Annotated in this window: 15 protein-coding genes; 3 read left to right on the forward strand and 12 right to left on the reverse strand. The window is 56.0% G+C overall.

Features of this window, described 5'->3' with window-relative positions; genetic code table 11:
* Positions 1-140 precede the first annotated feature (140 nt).
* A complete protein-coding gene (locus tag BIND_RS02755; RefSeq protein WP_012383551.1) occupies positions 141-1,646 on the reverse strand; it encodes a carboxypeptidase M32 in 1,506 nt (501 codons plus the stop codon).
* Positions 1,647-1,838: 192 nt separating this feature from the next.
* Here BIND_RS02755 and BIND_RS02760 point away from each other — a divergent pair, with 192 nt between their 5' ends.
* Positions 1,839-3,062 carry a L,D-transpeptidase family protein gene (locus tag BIND_RS02760; protein ID WP_012383552.1) on the forward strand — a complete coding sequence of 408 codons (1,224 nt, stop codon included), beginning with the start codon at positions 1,839-1,841 and terminating at the stop codon, positions 3,060-3,062.
* 89 nt (positions 3,063-3,151) lie between these two features.
* Here the strand turns inward: BIND_RS02760 and BIND_RS02765 are convergent, their stop codons facing one another.
* Entirely contained in the window at positions 3,152-5,134 is a 1,983-nt protein-coding gene (locus BIND_RS02765) for an elongation factor G (protein ID WP_012383553.1), read from the reverse strand.
* A gap of 243 nt (positions 5,135-5,377) precedes the next feature.
* Here BIND_RS02765 and BIND_RS02770 point away from each other — a divergent pair, with 243 nt between their 5' ends.
* Positions 5,378-6,499 carry an FAD binding domain-containing protein gene (locus BIND_RS02770; RefSeq protein ID WP_012383554.1) on the forward strand — a complete coding sequence of 374 codons (1,122 nt, stop codon included), beginning with the start codon at positions 5,378-5,380 and terminating at the stop codon, positions 6,497-6,499.
* Positions 6,500-6,510: 11 nt separating this feature from the next.
* On the opposite strand, the gene BIND_RS02775 is transcribed toward BIND_RS02770, so the two are convergent.
* Positions 6,511-7,212 (reverse strand): HPF/RaiA family ribosome-associated protein, encoded by a 702-nt coding sequence (locus BIND_RS02775; RefSeq protein WP_244395944.1) that lies wholly within the window; start codon positions 7,210-7,212, stop codon positions 6,511-6,513.
* Positions 7,213-7,521: 309 nt separating this feature from the next.
* Between BIND_RS02775 and BIND_RS02780 the strand changes: the two genes are divergently transcribed.
* On the forward strand, positions 7,522-8,436 hold the full coding sequence (locus BIND_RS02780) for a LysR family transcriptional regulator (RefSeq protein ID WP_012383556.1): 915 nt from the start codon (positions 7,522-7,524) through the stop codon (positions 8,434-8,436).
* Positions 8,437-8,483: 47 nt separating this feature from the next.
* Here the strand turns inward: BIND_RS02780 and BIND_RS02785 are convergent, their stop codons facing one another.
* The 9 genes from BIND_RS02785 to BIND_RS02825 all read right to left on the reverse strand — a co-directional run bounded on the left by BIND_RS02785 (position 8,484) and on the right by BIND_RS02825 (position 19,824).
* Entirely contained in the window at positions 8,484-8,807 is a 324-nt protein-coding gene (locus BIND_RS02785) for a 4Fe-4S dicluster domain-containing protein (RefSeq protein ID WP_012383557.1), read from the reverse strand.
* A gap of 13 nt (positions 8,808-8,820) precedes the next feature.
* The gene (locus tag BIND_RS02790; protein WP_012383558.1) at positions 8,821-10,431 is read right to left on the reverse strand and encodes an FAD-dependent oxidoreductase; all 1,611 of its coding nucleotides are present in this window, start codon (positions 10,429-10,431) and stop codon (positions 8,821-8,823) included.
* A gap of 60 nt (positions 10,432-10,491) precedes the next feature.
* Entirely contained in the window at positions 10,492-12,990 is a 2,499-nt protein-coding gene (locus BIND_RS02795) for a TonB-dependent receptor (RefSeq protein WP_012383559.1), read from the reverse strand.
* A gap of 383 nt (positions 12,991-13,373) precedes the next feature.
* Positions 13,374-14,204: an ABC transporter ATP-binding protein gene (locus BIND_RS02800; protein WP_012383560.1), complete on the reverse strand. Its 831-nt coding sequence runs from the start codon at positions 14,202-14,204 to the stop codon at positions 13,374-13,376.
* Entirely contained in the window at positions 14,201-15,001 is an 801-nt protein-coding gene (locus tag BIND_RS02805; RefSeq protein WP_012383561.1) for an ABC transporter permease, read from the reverse strand. The genes BIND_RS02800 and BIND_RS02805 overlap by 4 nt, the downstream gene beginning before the upstream one ends.
* Positions 14,998-15,858 (reverse strand): ABC transporter permease, encoded by an 861-nt coding sequence (locus BIND_RS02810; RefSeq protein ID WP_012383562.1) that lies wholly within the window; start codon positions 15,856-15,858, stop codon positions 14,998-15,000. The genes BIND_RS02805 and BIND_RS02810 overlap by 4 nt, the downstream gene beginning before the upstream one ends.
* A 113-nt stretch (positions 15,859-15,971) precedes the next feature.
* Positions 15,972-16,982 (reverse strand): ABC transporter substrate-binding protein, encoded by a 1,011-nt coding sequence (locus BIND_RS02815; RefSeq protein ID WP_244395945.1) that lies wholly within the window; start codon positions 16,980-16,982, stop codon positions 15,972-15,974.
* A gap of 238 nt (positions 16,983-17,220) precedes the next feature.
* Positions 17,221-18,159 (reverse strand): TauD/TfdA dioxygenase family protein, encoded by a 939-nt coding sequence (locus BIND_RS02820; RefSeq protein ID WP_012383564.1) that lies wholly within the window; start codon positions 18,157-18,159, stop codon positions 17,221-17,223.
* Between the two features lie 204 nt (positions 18,160-18,363).
* Positions 18,364-19,824 carry a sulfatase family protein gene (locus BIND_RS02825; RefSeq protein WP_012383565.1) on the reverse strand — a complete coding sequence of 487 codons (1,461 nt, stop codon included), beginning with the start codon at positions 19,822-19,824 and terminating at the stop codon, positions 18,364-18,366.
* Between the last annotated feature and the right edge of the window lie 57 nt (positions 19,825-19,881).

Consider the following 19,881-nt stretch of genomic DNA (forward strand, 5'->3'; position numbering starts at 1 on the left):
ACCATTGCCACCAGCGATCAGGATCTTATGATGAGTGTCGGTAACTACACCGGCCGCCATCCTGTTTCGATTGCCGGAAGAAAAAGATAGCTTAATGAGCCCGAAATTACGTCTCGCGCCGCGAGCATGATCGGATGTTTCTAAGCTTGATGCCGATCCTCAAGGTAGCGGGTTCGAAGATGTTTCTGGAACGCTTCCGCTCCTAAGGGCCGACCCGTTGCGGCGATCAGCAGCTCATCCATTTCCAGCAAACTGCCCTTCCTATGGACATGGGCTGACAACCAGGACCGCAGCGGTCCAAAGTCGCCACGGCCAATCCCTGGCAGCACATCAGGCTCCGCGCGGCTGGCGGCATCGAAGAGCTGCGCAGCCGCCATGGCCCCAAGCGTATAGGTCGGAAAATAGCCCCAGCTTCCGCCCGGCCAGTGGATATCCTGGAGACACCCCAAACCATCATTCGGCACTGTTAGTCCAAGGAGCGTCTTCATGCCCTCATTGAAAGCCCCTGGCAGGTCCTCGAGGCGCAGATCCCCATTGATCATGGCCTTTTCCAGATCGTATCGCAAAAGGACATGCGCTGGATAGGTGACCTCATCCGCATCGACCCGGATGAACCCAGGTTTGACGGTTGTCAGATCGCGGTAGAGATTGTCCGCACTCCATGCCGCACCGTCACCCTGGAAGGTTTCACGCAAGAGGGGCGCCAGATAATGCACAAAGGCGCGTGAACGGCAGGCTTGCATTTCGATCAAAAGCGACTGGCTTTCGTGGAGAGCCATGCCCCGGGCAGCCCCCACCGGCTGATGCCGCCAAGCCTCCGGCCGCCCTTGCTCATAAAGAGCATGGCCTGTCTCGTGCAACACGCCCATGAGGCCGCTGATGAACCGCTCCTCATCGTAGCGGCTTGTGATCCGTACATCATCCGTCGCGCCGCCGCAGAACGGATGCAGGCTGATATCGAGGCGACCGCGCTCAAAATCAAATCCAACCGCTGCCATGAGCTTCTTGCCAAGGCCTCGTTGGAGGTCGATGGGGAAGGGACCAGTCAGAGCTTCGGTGGGAGGCAAGCTCGCCTGGCGAGCCTGCGCCTCTTGGATCAGGCTGGGGAGCTCAGCCCTCAGATTGGTAAAGAGCAGGTCGATTTTCGCCTGACGCATCCCTGGCTCGTAGGTATCGAGGAGGGCATCGTAAGGTGAGAGCCCGAGCGCTTCGCCTTTGATCTGACCGATCCTGCGTTGCAGGTCGAGCACCTCCTTCAGATAGGGCAGGAGGGCGGCGAAATCGCTGTTCTTGCGCGCTTGCCTCCAGGCCATGAGCGATCGGGAAACGGCCTTGGAGTTTGCCTCGACAAGCTCTTCCGGAATGGCGGCTGCATGGAAATAGAGGCGCCGCATCTCGCGAAGATTGGCGCTTTGCCAATCATCGAGTCCGTCCGCTGCCGCCTCGGCTTTATCCAGAAGCTCTCCGGTCTCGGCGGAGACAAGAAGCCTGTGCGCCATTCCTTCCAACGTGGACAATTGCTCCGAACGACCCTCGGCCGCTCCATCAGGCATGATCGTTTCGGTATCCCAGTTGAGGAGCCCGATCACGTCTTTGATCTTGTCTATGCGAGCAAATTGCTGCTCAAGCGCGTGGTAGGAAGTCATGGGTCGTTTCGCGGGCTCAAATGCTGACGGTCAAGGCCTATGAGACCCGGAGCTGATGGGGTCCGCATTAGCATTTTTTACAGTTTCGCGCCAATCCGGTATCAGTGGCGAGGCCGATGGCGACCAAGTCTAAAAACTATAAGCCTATTGTGCCGAGAAGCGGCGAAATTCTGTCCAAGAGCCGGGGGCCGAATGGATTTTAAGTCATGGGTAAGGGTTTGGCGTGCGGTATCCATCCTTGTCGCCTTTTTCGCCTGCCAGCAAGGGGCTGTGGCGGGCGGCTATTCCAAAGGCGAAACACCGATCCCAGGGGCGACGCTTGCCTTGATGAGGGCAAGGGATACCACAGCGGAGGCACCGATCCTCATTCGGACCTACAAGAAGGAAGCGGAACTCGAAATCTGGAAACAGGCCAGGAATGGACGCTTCGTCCTGCTCAAGACATTCCCCATTTGCCGTTGGTCGGGCCAGCTCGGCCCCAAATCGCAGCAAGGCGATCGGCAGGCTCCGGAAGGGTTTTATTGGGTCGGCCCCAAACAGATGAACCCGAATTCCGCTTATTACCTCTCCTTCGACGTCGGATATCCAAATGCCTACGACAAAGCTCACGGAGGCTCTGGATCCTATGTGATGGTGCATGGCACGTGTTCATCGGCCGGATGTTTCGCCATGACCGATAAAGGTGTCGGTGAGATCTATGCCATCGCTCGCGAGGCTTTGAGGGGTGGTCAGCAGGCCTTTCAATTTCAGGCCTATCCGTTTCGCATGACGGCGCAAAACATGGCCAAATACCGTCTTGATGCGAATATCGCATTCTGGCGTCAACTCAAGGAAGGGTCGGATCGCTTCGAGGCCACCGGAGAAGAACCTTTGGTCAGTGTTGCCTCCGGACGCTATGTCTTCAGCCCCTCAAAGGATCCAGACAAGGAGACCCTGGCGCAGACGCACCATTTGGAAGAGCAGGCCCGCATCGCCACTCTCGTTGCCGAAGGAAGCGCCGCCATACAGACCACTTATGCGGACGGAGGCCAACACCCCGCTTTCCGTGCGCTCGCCCGCCAAGGAACGCTTCTCGGGGAGGTGAGCCGTCCTGAGGCGCTTGCTGATGCTGGACGGGAGGTCATTATCGTGCCAGCTCATCCAAAGCGGCTGGCAAAAGGTGGCGCGGCCGCGCGTTTAATTCAAACCGCCGCCGCAAAGGGAACGAATCCAACAGAAGCGAAGCCGGTGCCATCAATGGTATCTGCCTCTTTGGTGCCTTCTGCGTCTTCTGTATTTGGTCCTGTCGTGCAATCCAAGACCGAGCCGTCGGTGTTTGCGCCGGCACCCATGAGCTACAGATTGGGACGGTTGGCGCCCGCCCAATCTATGATGACGGGGGCCATGCCGATCCTGCCTGCCGTTTTGGTCGATTGACGTTTGAACAGTCGACCCGCCGTAAGCTCCGGGACATTCGGGAAGGCCCTAACGGTCACTTTTATGACCGTTAGGGGCTACACTCGTCCTTATCGCTGCATGGTCGCAGCCTCGGCAAGATGATCGAATGCATGGCGATAGCTGCCAAGCCCTTGCGTGTCCGAGCGCAGAGCGACAACGAAATCCTGTAATTCCGCCGCAGGCACCATGGCCTCGATCTCATCCCAACCCGGCCAGCCTTCCCTTTCTCCATAGCCCAGAATCTGACCGCGCCGCCCGCTCAAAAGCCGCTGGGCATCGGGTGTATTCTGGCGTGGTACGGCAACTGTCACATGGTCGATCGGCTCCAGAAGCTTCGGTTTTGCCTTGGCCAGTGCCGCGGTGATCGCCATGCGCGTTGCGGTTTTGAAGGCCTGCTCCGAACTATCCACGGTATGATACGAGCCATCGAGGAGGGTTACGCTGACATCGACGACCCTATAGCCAAGCGGGCCTTTGCTCATGGCCTCTTCCGCCGCATCGCGGATCGCCGGTATGAAGGGCTTTGGGATGGCGCCGCCAACGATGCGATCGATGAACACAAATCCCTCGCCGCGCCTGCGTGGCGCGATCTCTAGGGTCACATCGGCGAATTGACCATGACCGCCGGTCTGGCGTTTCAGCCTCGCATGCTCGATTGTCGTCTCGCCGATCGTCTCCCGGCAGGCAACGGGTGGTTTGCCGCTTTGAACGGCCAAATGCGCCTGCATGGTGAGGCGTTCAAGCGCGCTCTGCACATGGATTTCACCTTGCCCTTGCAAAAGCATGACGCCGCCTTCTAAATCCTGCTCCAGCGACAGAGAGGGATCTTCCTCGACCAGCTTGTGCAAAGCCTGGGCAAGCTTCGCATCATCCAGGCGATCCTTGGCCTTGATCGCCAGCGCAAAACTGGGCGGTGGCGGAGCGGAGGACGCGAGCTGTTCTTCGCCCTTGCGCAGGCCCAGAATCTGGCCCGTATTGATCAATTCGAGGCGTGCCAAAGCAATGACATCGCCGGCCTCGGCCTCCTTGACGCGAACTGCCTCGCCACTGACGAAATGATAAAGCGCGCCAATGCGCACGCCATCCATTGTGGCTCCATCCTTCACAATGCCCCGCCACACGCGGCCAAAGGATAATTTGCCCGCGTGAGCGGCAGTCGCATGGTGGCTCGTCTTGAAAATATGAATCAAGGGTTCGCTGCCCGCACCAATGCCGTGCCGTTCCGCCGTGGCCGTGGCACTTGGAGCATCGTGCCGCAAGGCTTTCCATAAACGGGTTATCCCATAGCCGTGCAGCGCGGAGCCGAGCAGGACCTCAGCGATTGTGCCAGCAGCTTGATCTTGGCTCAATTGCTCGAAAATTTCCGTGCCTGTGGGCATTTCCTCTTCGAGCAAGCGTTCCAGAAAGCGATCATCCTGATCGGCCAGTTTCTCAGCCAAGGCGGAGAAAGCCATTTCCTCCGGTTCGCGCAGGTTTTGAGGAATCTCGATCCGCTCCGAGCCTGGCTCCGTGCCTTGGCCGGCTTTGTAACGATAGGCGCGGTGTGACGCTATATCGATGAAACCGCTGATCGTCTCGCCCTCGCGGATGGGTAATTGCCGCAAAGCCAGGGGGCGTTTCATCGTGTCTTGGAGTAAATCTGTTATTTCGTTGAGATTGCCGATGAACATCTCGATCTTATTGAGAAAGACGAGAAACGGCAGGCCGCGCTCCTCGATCATGTGCAGCAGCAAAGGCAGGCTGGCAAGACGCTGTGGTACAGGTTCGCAGACGATCAGCGCCAAATCAGCGGCATCGAGAGCACAAGCTGTCTCATAGGCGAATTCGATCGAGCCGGGACAATCGAGTAGGGTCCAGGGATCACCCAGAAACTGGCAATGGCCAATCCGCAGTTCCGTGCTCATGGCCCGCGCCTCGGTCACGCGCTTCATCGGGGCGCCAGCCCGCGCCATCAAGGCGTCGAAGAGAGTTGATTTTCCGCTTCCATAAGGGCCGACCAGAGCCACTGTGCGCGGTAGGACCGCTTCGGTCCGTGGTAGAGATCCGATCATAATGCCGTCTCCTCCCTCCCGGCTCCTGACACGCGGCCGGGTCAAAAGGGACAACGGCCCAAGGCCATGCAACGATCCCGCTTGCCTCATATTTTTCGACGAATGAGGCATTCCGACATGTTTCGGATAATACGCATAAGGAGGCCGGCCCGGGTCCGCAGGGTGAAGGTGGCGGTGCGGCGGGAAGAATCGCACCTCAAAGTTCGGGACCAAACAACGAAGCCTCCACGGAGGATCTGAATCATGACCAAATGGCGTATAAGGATCGTGGGTGGATCCCTTGGCGGGCTTTTTGCGGCGGCATTGCTGCGTCGCGACGGGCATGATGTCAGGATTTATGAACGCTCAGCTGGCGGTTTGGCCGGACGCGGAGCGGGTTTGGTCAGCCAGCCAGATATTTCCTCGATCCTCCGCGCCGTCGGTTGTGAGCATGTCGCTCAGATCGGCGTCGTGGCGAAGGAACGAATCTATTTTGACAGAGATGGCGGGATCGCCGAGCGTTATCCGACGCCGCAGATGCAAATCTCGTGGGATTATCTCTACAACACCTTCCGTGCGTTTTCGGATGGGGAGGCCTATAGTCTTGGCCGTTCCGTGCGGTCGGTCGCGCAGGACGAGACTGGCGCCCTCCTTCGTTTCGAGGACGGTGCCGAAGACCATGCGGGCCTCGTGATCGGTGCGGATGGCGTCGGATCTGTCGTGCGTGAAGCGGTCATCGGGCAGCCCTCGCCAAGTCTCTATGCGGGCTATGTCGCTTGGCGGGGTCTCTTTCCGGAGCAGGCTCTCCCGAAAGACGCGGCGGAGATCCTGCTCGATCGCTTCGCGTTCTACACTATGCCGCGATCGCATATTCTCGGCTATGTCGTGGCGGGGCCGAATGGAGAGATGGCCCCGGGAAAACGTCGCTACAACTGGGTTTGGTATCGGCCTGCCCCGGGGAGACAGGGCCTCGATGAAGCCCTGACGGATGCAAAGGGACAGATCCATCGCTACTCACTGGCACCGGGTGCCTTGTCCCAAGAGCGGCGAGAGGGCTTGCTCTCAGAGGCTGCGATGCTCCTTCCGCCGCCGTTCGCCGCGGCGGTCGGTGCGGAACCGCAGCCGTTCATCCAAGCGATTTTCGACTTCGAGGCGCCGAAAATGGCAAAGGATTGCGTCGCTCTATTGGGCGATGCTGCTTTTGTCGTTCGCCCGCATACAGCCATGGGCGTTGCCAAAGCTGCGGGTGACGCGCTTGCGCTTCGAATACGCCTTGCGGAAAGTGCCGACATTGAATCCGCACTCGTTGCTTACGATCGAGACCGGAGGCCGGTGGGCGTGTCGATCGCGGCCCGCGGCCGGCAATTAGGGAAAGCGCTCGAGTAGAGTCTTCACAGCTATCGCAGTCCGTGCTTGCCAAGAAGCTTGACTGTGCTGGCCTGTGGTCCCTTCTCGCCCATTTCTTCTACGAATGTCACCCGCACGCCAGGCTCGAGGTGGGCAAAAGCCTCATCGAGGACACTGTTCCTGTGAAAGTAAATCTCGCGTCCCTCCGTTTCAAGAAAGCCGTAGTCCTCCTCCGGTCGCACCCGTATCACCGTTCCAATCGGTTGCGTTTCATGAACCTTGACCTGGCCGCGGATATGCCTGACTTCATCCTGGAGACGCCGCCGGGCTCGGCTGAAGGCATCATTGATCGCAAACATCGGATCTGAGAACCGTTCATCCTCGGGAGGAGTGCGTTCCACGACAACCTCTCGGCCCTCCGGAAGTACAAGGTGGATATTGACCTCATATTGCCCGCCGGTTCGATGATGATGACTGGGGGCTTTCATCACGACGCGGCAAGCCGTGATCCGGTCATAGAATTCTTCCAGGCCAGCAATCTTCTGTTCGATCAAAGCCCGTTGTTGCTCCGTAGGATGGAAGCCCTGGAAATCGATTTGAGCCTGTACCTCCATAATGATCACTCCTGCTTCGCCAGTCCGGCGACCTACAGTATCGCTTGTGGAACAAAGGCATGAGCGACGCTGTAAATTCTTATGAAAATCAAAAGATCCTAAAAGTGGCCTGCGCCTTGTTGTGTTGAGAAGGGGCAAGAACCAAGCTGCTGCCAGTACCGGGCGATATGGTTACCATGCCTTGGTTACACAATATGCGAGATATCTTTGTCGGCGCTGCGACTTCCCCCGGAATACTGACGCTGCCGCATGAAGTTACAGATTGAGTCTTGGCTTGAGCATCACGCTTTTTGTGTGCGCCGGACATCGCGCGCCAGCGACCCATCCTTATCGAGCGGTGGCTCGATCCCAAGCCTCAGCCGGCCCGGAACGCGGCTCCTATGCCTCTTGGTCATTGCCTCTCTTCCCGCATCGTTTTAGACGGGAGTTCATAGAGGAAAGGGCAAGATGGATAATCGTGCGGGCGAGATGCTGGTTTTCGTGCGCGTGGTGGAGGCGGGAAGCTTTTCGGAAGCGGCTCGTCAGATGCTGATGACACCCTCCACGATCAGCAAACTGATCGCCCGGCTTGAGGAACGCCTGGGGCTGAGGTTGCTTGAGCGTTCGACGCGCCGGCTTTCGCTGACGGATGAAGGGAGGATCTATTACGAGCGTAGCGCGGCCTTGCTTGCCGAGCTTGACGATATCGAAGGCGCGCTTGCAAAAGGGGCTCGAAATGCCGGAGGAATTGTCCGGGTCAACGCCTCCGTGGCTTTCGGTGTCTTGGGAATCGAACCGCTTCTCCCTGCCTTCTGGGAGGCCTATCCGCACATTGTCGTTGATCTCTCCCTTTCTGATGAAATCGTCGATCTCTATCTCGACCGCACCGATATTGCCTTTCGGGTCGGCGCTCTGTCCGATTCAGGCCTGATCGCGGTGCGGATCGGCGTCTGCCGGCGCCGGATCGTGGCCTCCCCGGAATATCTCGAGCGCCATGGTACGCCTCAGACGATGGAGGATCTCGAGGGGCATAATTGCCTTGGATTCAATTTCCGAAGGGCGGCCCCTGTCTGGCCTTTCAGGGAAGGGGGCCGGATCGTCGATCGGATCCTCGCTGGCACGCTCTTGGCCAATAATGGGGAGACTGTCCATCGCATGGCTAAAGCGGGGGTCGGGCTTGCGCGGCTCGCGGATTTTCATACGCGCGCCGACATCGCTTCCGGTTGCCTGGTCGAGGTTTTGGATGGCATCGGCTATGATGACGAGGAGGAAATCCACGCGCTTTACCTTGGTGGCCAGCGCATGCCGCAGCGTATCCGCCTGTTCCTCGATTTCATGGTGCCCAGACTGCAGCAGTTTCTGCGCGGCGGGGTCAAAGAGTAATCAGCCCCTTATCATGTTGCCGCCGACGCTCCGTGCTATGCGATATTTCAAGGCTTCAACAATTCGAAGGACTGGTCGGAGGCTCGCAGTGCGTTTGTCTCCTTGGTCCAACCAATGGCGCGTCGATAAGAGCCGAAATCGATATTGTTGTGTGACGCATGTATATCGTCAATTTGTAGCTCATCTGTAAAAGGCGCTACATAGAGGGCGTCGGCAGGACAGTAGAGCTCACACATGAAGCAGGTCTGACAGTCGCTTTGCCGTGCGATGACGGGGATGCTGTTCTTGACGGAACCGAACACATTTGTCGGGCAGACCTTAACGCAAATATTGCAGGATGTGCAGCGAGTGGGATCAATGATTTCGATCATGGCCTTTCTCTCATCATGCGTCTTGCAATGCGTGAGCGAGAACCGGACGCGTACCAGTCCAGACATCATCCAGGCCACCGGTCGTAATATAGTGGTGCTGTTTATGATCCTGATGAGGAAATTCCTCGCGGCGATGCATGCCGCGCGATTCCTGTCTCGCAAGCGCGCTCCTGTACATCCAGCGCGCTGTGGCAATCATCGCCGCACATTCTCTCGCGCGCAGAACCTGATCTCGGTCGGCGGCATCGGCATGGTTGATTGTCTGCCACAGTTTATTCAGACGGTCGAGCGATGGAACGAGTTGGTCCGCCGTTCGGAAATAGTTGCGTTTAAAGGGAAAAACTTCATCTTGGACCGCCTTGGTCGTTTCATTCGGGTTGAATGAGGCTTTGGTGCGAGATCGGAGCGCGACGCCGCCCGCGCGAAACACTTGTCTCTTGGTCGTCGTTCCGAGCTGCTTTGCGTGGTCGGCTGCAGCGGCTCCCGCCCAATAGCCAGATGACATGGCCCAGGCTGCATTATGGCTGCCGCCGCCAGTGAAGCCACCACAGATCAGTTCGCGCGTCGCGGCGTCGCCGGCCGCGAAGAGACCGGCGACGCTTGTGGCGCAGGTCTCGTCTGTTATGCGCAATCCACCCGTCCCACGCACGGTCCCCTCGAGGAGTAAGGTAATGGGAAAACGCTGTGTAAACGGATTAATGCCGACACGATCGAACGGAAGAAAGAAATTTGGCTGGGCAAGACGCAATGTCGCTTGCATTCCAGGCTCGACCTGATCGAGTTGGGCATAGACGGGTCCGACCATAAGGGCGCGGGCTATGGCTGAACGTCCGCCTTGCGATCCCGCCCCTGGAATGATCTCGCCATTTTCATAGGTGAAACTGGCCCATTTATAAAACAACGTTTTGGTAACGGAAGAAAAGCTGGCCGAGATGGCATAAGCATTGGAAAATTCCATGCCCGAAAGGTCGGCTCCCGCTTCCGCAGCCATGAGATAACCGTCGCCGGTCAAGAGATTGCAGCCGAGCGCCTTGCTCAAGAAGGCGCAGCCGCCTGTCGCCATGATGACCGATTTGGCGCGAACGACCCAGTTATCACCGCGTTGGCGTCGGAGTCCCGTCGCACCCGCTACGGCGCCGGTGTCATCGACCAAAAGTTCCAGCGCCGGACTATGGTCGAGGATCAGAACCGAGGCTTCCTGGGTTTGTCGCCGCATCAGGCGCATATATTCAGGGCCTTGCAAAGAATTCCGGCGGGAATGTCCGTTTGCGTCAATCGGAAATGGATAGCCGCGTGCCGCCAAGAGATTGATGCTGTCGAAGGTCCGATCGAGGACGCGATGCATCCAGAGACGATCCTGCAGATAGCCGCCAAGCACTTCCCGACTGGCCATGGCCGCTTCGCGTTTTTCCGCATCCGCCTCGATATACCAGACGCCGGTTCCAGAGGGTGCGGTGGCGCCAGATGATCCGCAAAAGCCCTTATCGGCCAGGATCACGCGAGCGCCGCGCTCGGCAGCCGTACAGGCTGCCCAGGTTCCCGCCGGGCCGCCACCGAGGACGAGAACATCGGCATCGAACTCGACTGAGCCCGAGCCCTCACTTATGACCTCGCCACTTAACATCCTGATAATCTCCAACTAATGGTGAGTGATGGTGGAGAGACGGGCCGTCCGTCGGATGATTTACATCTGCCATCTGAGAGTAAAGCCGACGGTCATGGGCAAACCGACATTGCCCGCAGCGATGCCGGTACCGAGATTGGTTTCCGAGAGGGTAATGAAATAATGCTTATTCAAGACGTTCTGCCCCCAAACGGAGAGGTCCCAGCTTGAATCCTCGAACTTCACACCACCATGCACATTGAGCAGGCCGTAAGCTCCGATCACCGAATAGATGGAATTCGTCGTGTTCGAGAAGACAGAACTTTGCCAGTTAAAGTCGGCACCGACATATCCGATCAACGGCTTTGTAAATGGCTCCACAAGACCCAGGTGGTGACTGTATTCACCACCGAATGCCACCGCCCAGCGCGGCACCAGTGATAGAGGTTGACCCGTGAAATTGCAGGACGTCTGATTGGACCTTTCAAAGGGGCACGGGCCGTTGTCAAAGGAGGCATAATAGGCATTATCATAAATCATCGAAGCGTAGGTATTGAGGCCTTCGAACGGCTGCGCTCTGACGTCAAGCTCGACACCGCGGGAGACCGCCCGTTGCGCGTTGGCGAGATAGGTGGAGAAGCTGGAGCCGACCAGAGAGGTGACGTTAGTGATATAATTATGATTGTTCATGTAGAAAGCAGCGACATTGACCAGCAGGCGTTGGTCGAAAAACTGGCTTTTTAGGCCGACTTCGTAATTCTCAACTTCTTCCTCTTTGACCGTTGTGGGTGCGCCGACCGGCAGATTGGCGGGATTGGGACCACCGGGACGACCGCTGCGAGCGAAAGTCACATAACCCATCACATCGGGAGCGAATTTGTAAGATGCCGAAGCGAGCGCCGAAATCAGCCCCTGATGCGTCGAAGCCGTAAATTGTCGCGGGCTTCCGAGTAAGGTATTGCGCGCGGCCTGGGATGCCGCCTGGTCGGCAGGGCTCAAATAAGAGGTATCCCAAGCGTTTTGCCACTGTCTATAAAGGGTGGTCTTGTAGACATAGGAATAACGCAGACCAGCAGTCAGATCGAATTCAGGGTCGACATGCCATGTCGCCTGCGCATAAGGCGCAATATAGTGTGTCGTCGGATTATCATAGCTTTCGCGAGCGGTATAGTTGAGCGTATTGTTGACGGCCGCTGAGTCCGTCGGTTTGCCGTACCAGAGACCTGCCTGCGAACCATATGCGCTGAGACCCCAATTATAGAGCTGTTCATAGAGATAGAAGAGACCGGCGGTTCCTTCGACGGGCTGTCCTTTTGGGGTGGAAATCTTGAATTCCTGCTGCACCGATCGCTCTGTGACGTGACTGTTGTTGCGAGTCGTCAGATCAGTCGGAAGGCCAACGTAAATGGCATCGCCAAAATTGTGCGGATGAAAATCCCAACCCCGAAAAGAAGTAACAGAATTAAAATGGTAACCATCTGGCAGATTGTAGTCGACGATTGCCGCCGCGCCATAACTTTCCTGAGACGTGTTTTGATAACCGAAATTATCGGTCATATAGGATGAAAGAGCGTTTGCCGGAGGCGGCGTCAACCCTATCCGTGCCGCCCGATTATAAAAATTATTGGGAATTGGTTGACCGTTTACATAATAGGCGATACCGCCATTATAAATCTGGCCGCAACAGGCTTGACTGATCTGCGCATAATCAACGATGAAGCGCGCCGTCAAATCTTCCGTTGGTTGCCACAAGATCTGGCCACGCATGCCTTTGTCGTGGAAGTCGTTCAGCTTTTGCCCGCCGTTGTAATTTGAAACGTAACCGTCACGGTCGGAACCGAACGCAGCCAGTCGAAACGCGGTCGTGGTGCTATCACCTACCGCACCGGTGAGGCTGCCCTTGAATTGTGCCCAATTATATCGGCCATAGGACACTTCAGCCGATGCATGTGTGGCGAAACTCGGTAGAGTCGTCGTGAGGTTAACAACGCCACCAGTATTGTCCATGCCGCCGGATGTCGCTTGTGGTCCCTTCAGGACCTCGATTCCGTCGAGATCCGGTACATCGAAAAGCGCTTGACCGACACGTGGTTGCAGGATGCCATCGATATAGACGGGAACACCGTTGAAGATGCCGTCGGTCGCGCTGGAGGAAGATGCGCCGAAGCCGCGTATATTGATAGATAGGTTACGAACATTGGTAAAACGGATGCGTAAACCGGGCTGTAGCCTTTGAGCGTCCAACACATTGCGGACCTGAGCGGCGTCGAGCTGCTGCTTGGTGATGATCGTTGATGAGGATGGTACGAATTGACGCTGTGTCGCTTGTTGCTTCGAGAACGCCTGTTTATCGGTATCCGGTGTCGCGATACCCGTCACGACGACATCCTGTAATGTCGCTTCATTTGCGGAGCTCTCTTGCGTCTTTGCCGCACTCATTGTCGCGATATACAAGCAGAATGTTAAGCAGCTGAAATGGACCGGATGGCCTCCGCGGAACATGCCAACGGAAATCGCTTTTGAATTTTCCGTGTGAAAAAGAAAACGGAAAGGCTCAGTCGTGGGGGCTTTCGAAGTCATGTCAAAATAGGCTCTTGGTCTATCGGAAAGGTGGCCAAAACAGGCTGCAGCTTTTGCACGTGCCGCCGATTGAGAGTCGATCGGACTGTCGTGGCCACCAATTATTTCATTTAGTCTATATAAAAACTTATTTTGATAAATATCAATTGCTTATGAAGAAAATATAATGGTTTTATTTTCTCTTTATTGCTCCTTTTGGGCAAACCTATACTCTTGCAGAAGATAAATTCATGAGATCTACCTGCTGGAGAAAATTTGATACAGTAGGCCGTCATAAAAATTTTCAAAGACAATCAAGAAGTCATAAGAATCGAAAATGAGGGATGCATATCATCACATTGAGCAATGTGATGTCTGCAATCACTGCCGCTAATCGTTTTGATTTATCCCGCATGCATCATTGTGGGCAGATTGGTTCCAGCTCCGGCTGATCGCGATGGGTTTTTGATGTGTTCTCCAAGCTTGATCAGGATGGTCTCGCGCAGATGCACAAAGCTTGGATGCGTTCTGTTGCGTTCTGCATCCATCAGCGTGATGGGGACGATATCTGCGATTCGGCCTGGATGGGGATGCATGACCACGATGCGATCTCCGAGAAAAATGGCTTCCTCGACATCATGCGTAACGAGGACTGTGGTGATCTTTTCCTCTTGCACGATACGCTGAAGTTCATTTTGCATATGTGCTTTCGTCAAGGCATCAAGCGCGCCGAAAGGCTCGTCGAGTAACAGAATGCGTGGACGCGTCACGAGGGCGCGTGCGATCGCGACGCGCTGCGCCATGCCACCGGAAAGTTGAGCAGGCAGGGCATTCGCAAAATCCTTGAGGCCGACCAGTTCGATGTGTTTCGCGATGGTCTTTTGTTTTTCCTGGGTGGATAGACGCGATTTGATCAGGCTCAGGGCAATATTCTGCTCGGCGGTCAGCCAGGGAAACAAACGTGCTTCTTGAAAGACAATCGCGCGATCAAGGCTGGGCGTCGTCAATTTGTGACCATCCAGAAAAATATCGCCGCGCGTGGGTTGATCAAGACCAACGATCAGTTTCAGCAAGGTTGATTTGCCGCAGCCCGATGCACCGACGATGGAAACGAATTCATTGGGCGCGATCGACAAGGATATATTTCGTAAGGCCGTGAATGTGCCGCCAGGAAGGTTGAAATCCTTATCGATAGCGTGAATGACGAGGCCATGAGCATCGAGGTCGTGGGTCATTGTGCAGAGGTCTTTCGCCAGGAAAGAACATAAGTTTCGACATGAAGCGCGGCATTGTTCAGGAGGACGCCAATGCTGGCCAGGAGTATGACACCGAGAAGAACCAGGTCCATTTCGAATTGTTCACGTCCCGCGATCATCATTCCGCCAATGCCGGGACCCGCCGTCATGAAATATTCGGCACCGATCGTGGCGAGCCAGGAATGGATGAGCCCAAGATGCAGGCCCGTGAAAATTGAGGGTAACGCAGCGGGGATGGCAAGGCGCGTCAGAAAGGACCATGGACTGAAATCGAGCACCTTGGCGACTTCGATATAGGGGCGAGGAATCCCGGCCATGCCGGTCAGCGTATTGACCAGGCACGGTGTAAAAGCCGCAATCGCGATGAAGGCTATTTTGGCCGCCTCGCCAATGCCGAACCAGACAGAGACCAGCGGGATCCAGGCAAAGATCGCAATCTGTTTGAGGGCATCGAAAGTCGGTTTGATGAGGTGACGCAGGAGCGATGACAGGCCCAGAAGGATTCCAAGCGATGTGCCGAGCATGGCACCAAGAGCAAATCCGAGCAGATCGCGCGTGAGGCTCGCGGCAATGTCGCGTGGCAGCCGGCCCTGAGCGAATTCCTCTCCGCCGCGTTTGACGAGTGTTTCGAGAGGCGGCAGCAGTTTGGGGCTGACGAGTTCGAGATGGCTTGCGGTCTCCCAGACAAGAAGCACCAGAAGTGGCAAAACGAGCCGGCGCGCGAGAAGAATGGAAGCCCTGGTCGGTAAGGTCGGTGCGGCGAAATGCACGCTCATCGGGAAAGGGTCCGCCATGACAGAAGATGGCTTTCGATCAATTGCAATCCGCGATCGAGCAGAAAGCCGATGGTCCCGATCACGATCATGGCCATGATGACGACATCGAGCTGAAAGAGCTGGCGTCCCCAGACCGTGAGATAGCCGAGCCCTTCCGCTGAAGCGATCAGTTCGACTGCGACCAGCGCCAGCCATGCATTGGTCAACCCATAGCGTATGCCGGAAAAAATATCGGGCACTGCGGCGGGCAGGATAATGTGCCGCAACATGGGTTTAAGGTCGAAGGTCAAAACCCTGCCGACTTCGAGATAGCTCTTTGGAACATTATGCAGGCCACGCTGGGTATTGACCGCCACAGGGACAAGGGCGGCCTTGGCGATGACCAGAATTTTCAAGGTCTCGCCTATGCCGGCGACAAGCATGAGAAGCGGGACCCAGCCGATGGCCGGCACTTGGGCAAAAGCCAGAAAGAAAGGCGAGACAATATCTTCGACCACGGGGGAAAGACCCATGGCAATGCCGAGAATGAGACCCAGGCTCGCGCCGACGCTGAAGCCCGCCGCGATCCGCCACAGGCTGTAAGAGCAATGTTGCCATAATTCCCCCGACGCCCAATAGTCTTGGAAGGTTTCGATGACCAGGGAAGGGGCCGGCAGGATTTGCTCTGGCAAGGTTCCAAGACGCGCCAGAATGGCCCAGAGGGCGAGCAGAGCGCCTGGCAGGAGAAGACCGAGAAGGATTTTTCCGTTTAGACGCCTACCGATGCCGTTTACCACCGATCGGAACGGAACCGTTTCTTTCGTCCGCGTCCTGACACTCTGACGCCCGACCGGGTGTGCGATCTGGAGATCTGTCATATCAAGCTCCAGCAAAATTGGGGATGTGGATGCATCGTGAAACCATGGATCGTTGGGCTGAAGGATGCCGCAACGCTTCGCATTCCAGCGCCTGATCGCATGTCTTGGTCGCCCTATTGCGTGACGATGGGTTGGCCTGCCGCATCATTGGGCGTCCAATAATGGTCGAGCCCGAGGTCTTGAAGAGCTTGTTTGAGATATTTCGGCTCGAACCAACCGTCGACCGTGGTCGTATTCCGCAAAAGCCGATAGGCTTTTGCCTCGTTGATCTTTGTTGCATAGGCTGCAACCAGAAAGTCGTCGATCAGGGGGGATAGCCGCGATTTCAGAGGGACGTCCTGGAAATCGGCGCGAAAGATCTCAAGGGGATAGCCGGAGCGCCCCCATATTTCATAGAGTGCGTCGCGGTGGTTTTCATCCGAGGCCCAGGCCGCTGCCTTGACCCAACTTTTGATAATGCGCGCGGTAATCTCTGGATGCGCCTGCTCGAAATCTTCCGTAACGAGCACATGAGAATGGCGTGTAAAGCCGAGATCATCGCCCTTGGTGGAATAAATGATTTTGGCGATGCCTTTTTGTTCATAATCGATGAAATCCGCTTGGCCGAAAGCGGCATCTATGTCGCCACTGGCGAGTGCCGCTGCTGTCGTGCCAACGTCCATATTGATGAACTTGATGTCGGTTTCCTTTAGGCCATGCGCCGCCAGAATTTTATCGACGGGGATTTGCATGTTCGTGCCGCGAAATTGCGCGACCTTGCGGCCCTTCAGATCTTCGATTGTCGTTACGCCGGATTTCGAGGCGACCGCCAGATAGATATTGGCGCGCACGTCATTGGCGGCGAGAAGCTTGGTTTTGAGACCATTGGCACGCCCGATAATCGCCGGCAGATCGCCTTGCATCGCGAAATCGAGCTGCTTGTTGACGAGTGCCTCGTTGACTGCGGGGCCAGCGCCCTTGAAGAAAAACCATTCGATCTTGATGTCGGGATCGTTTTTGAATTCTTCTTCCAGATAATGTTCGGAATGAAGAACGGCGATCGTGCCGGAGCCGACAAATTGGCGGTTGCCGACGCCAGTCGCGGCCACCCCGATGCGTATGGTTAGCGCTTCGGCGGCGTTCATTGAGGCAAAAAAGAGCGCCAGGAGAATTATGCTTGGAAGAAGGGTCGAAAAGACGCCTCCTCGCTTATGCCCGAAGCCTCGTCGATTGTGGATAGGCATGCGGCGGCTTTCCACTTTCTCTAAGATTAATGGCTGCGGGCGGCACCCGAAAGTGGCATACACTTTCGGGCCGGTTCCGTTGCCTTCTCAAAAGAGCCGGGCATCCGATATGATTGCAAACGTTTGATGCCCGAATGATTCAAGCCGCTATGCTTGGGCTTCCTTGCACGCGTTCGCGGCTGCGTTGGCCATCAACAGAGACCGGGACCTCGCCAGCAATTGTCGTTCGGCGCACGATGCGCGGCTGATCATCATAATCATCGACGGCGCGATGCAAGGTAGCGCGATTGTCCCAGATCGCTACATCGCCGACCGACCAGCGCCAGCGCACGGTATTTTCCGGGCGCGTTGCATGATCATGCAGAATGCTGATGATCCGCTGTGAGTCGGCCGTTCCAAAACCGGTGATACGTTTCACGAAATGACCGATGATGAGCGAGCGCTTGCCGGTTTCCGAATGCACATGCACGAGCGGATGTTCGGCCTCGTAAACGGTCGAAGTGAAGATCTGTTTATACCGCTTTATGGCGCTTTCCGGTATATTGCCGCCGCGATCACCGACATAATCATATTCGTTGCTATGCACGGCCCAAAGCTTGTCGATGAAATCGCGAAAGACTTCCGGCAATTCTTCATAGGCGGTTTCGGTGTTGGACCATGTCGTATCGCCACCGCGCTCAGGCACCACATGACCACGCAGAATGGAGATTTTGGGATAAGCAGCGCGGAATGTCACATCTGTATGCCAGGAGCTAGCGCGTTCGCCGCGCGCGCCATCCAGTTCGAGAATGGCCTGTGTGCCCTCGAGGGATGGCACCGTCGGATGCGGGACGAGATCACCGAGAAGACGGCCAAAGCTTTCTTGTTCCACATCTGTCAGATGAGTCTGGTTGCGGAAGAAAATCACTTTATGCCGCAACAGAGCCTGACGGATAGCGGCGATAATGCTGGGCTGCAAAGTTGATGAAAGCGTGACGTTGGAAATTTCAGCGCCGATACGGCCGCCAACATGATGAATGTCGAGGTCGGGGATGGGCGCGTTTTCATGCTTCGGGAGAACCACTGTTGCCAGAGTCATTTCAAAACTTCTCCGATGTTAGCCATCTGTGTCGCGCTATGCCAGTAAATGATATTTAGAATATGGACTTTGTCAAATACTGGATAGTTTAGAAATGATCATCAAAACACAGATGACGTAGCATCGAAGAAAAACGAATTTTCTGTAATAGGCCTCGCACACAGACAATTATTTCTCATTTGCGATGAGGAAAACAAAATCGTCTTAATCATCGCGGCGCATCGCCCGAAGAGGCGCGGGATTGTCAGGTTCTGTGGTTGGTGCGGTCACGCCATAGTGATCGGCAAGTTCGTGACCCGTGAAGCCGTGCGTAAAGCTCTCAGTGATTTCGGGTAGCATAGTGCTGTTCCACTCGAGCCATTCGGCGAGAAGGCGATTGTAAATATCTTTGTGGCGCTCTTTCAGATTGACGCGTTCCAGCGGATCATCGACCACGTTGAAGAGAAAATCATTGTCCCGGATTTTGAGATATTTGTAATCGCCATCGCGCACTGCGCGCTGGGCATTGGCTTTGTAGCGCCAGAACAATTTGCGAGGGATAGCGGCTTTGCTTTCGCTCAGGAAAGGCAGCAGATTAATCCCGTCGGAGGGAAAATTTGGATCGGGTTCGCTCCCAGCGGCCGCTAAGAGAGTCGGCAGCCAATCCATGCTGATGCTGACCTGATCGATGGTTTGATCTGCTTTGATCCGCGCCGGCCAAGAGACGAGGGCAGGGATGCGCAATCCGCCTTCGAGTAGTTCCGTCTTACGGCCGGTAAACGGCCATGTATCGGCAAAACGCTCACCGCCATTATCGCTTGTGAAGATGACAATCGTATTCTCGCTGATCCCATTGGCTTGCAGAGCCTGCACAATGCGCCCGATTTGGAGATCCATCGCTGCGATCATGCCGCGATAGGTCGCTTGTGATCCGCCATCGAAGTCGAACAGGCGCGTCCCTGCCACACGCGCGGATTCCGCTTCATCCCCGGGCGCTTCCCAGGGCCAATGGGGCGCATTGAAATGCAGGCTGATGAAGAAAGGCTGGCCGGTTTTGGCTGAAGCGTTGATGGTTTCGATGGCGCGGTCGCCGAGCAATTCCGTCAAATAACCGGTTTGGTGAACCTTTGTATCTTGATCCCACAGATCGTCCTGATCATCGGTGCCTTTGTGTGAATAATAATCGACGGCACCGCCGCGAAAGCCGTAGAAATGATCATAGCCGCTTTGCAGTGGGCCGAAGTCCGGCAATGTGCCGAGATGCCATTTACCGATGAGAGTCGTGGTGTAACCTGCTTTTTTCAAAAGCGAGGGCAAGGTCGGGCGCTGCGGTGGCAGGCCGACATGGATATTGCCGGCGATCGGCTCCTCAAGGCCCACCCGCTCGCGATATTGATAGCGGCCGGTGAGCAAAGCCGTCCGTGTCGCCGAGCAGACAGCGGAATTTGCGTAAGCCTGAAGCAAACGTGCTCCCTTGAGCCCGATGCCGTCGATATTAGGTGTGGAGAGATCGGGCCGTCCATAAATGGAAACATCCGCATAGCCGAGATCATCGGCAAGGATGAAGATAATATTCGGCGCTCTATCACCCGTTGCAGGCCGTGCGATCTGGGGCAAAGAAGTAACAGTCGCTGCCGCCGTTCCGATGAGCAGATTGCGGCGGTTGAAAGAAAAGAGACCGGGCATGAGGGCTCCGCGAGGGCAAACAAGAAAATTATTAATTTATAATATCCATATACTAAA

Origin of the sequence: Beijerinckia indica subsp. indica ATCC 9039 (assembly GCF_000019845.1) — a bacterium.
GTDB classification, from domain to species: Bacteria; Pseudomonadota; Alphaproteobacteria; order Rhizobiales; family Beijerinckiaceae; genus Beijerinckia; species Beijerinckia indica.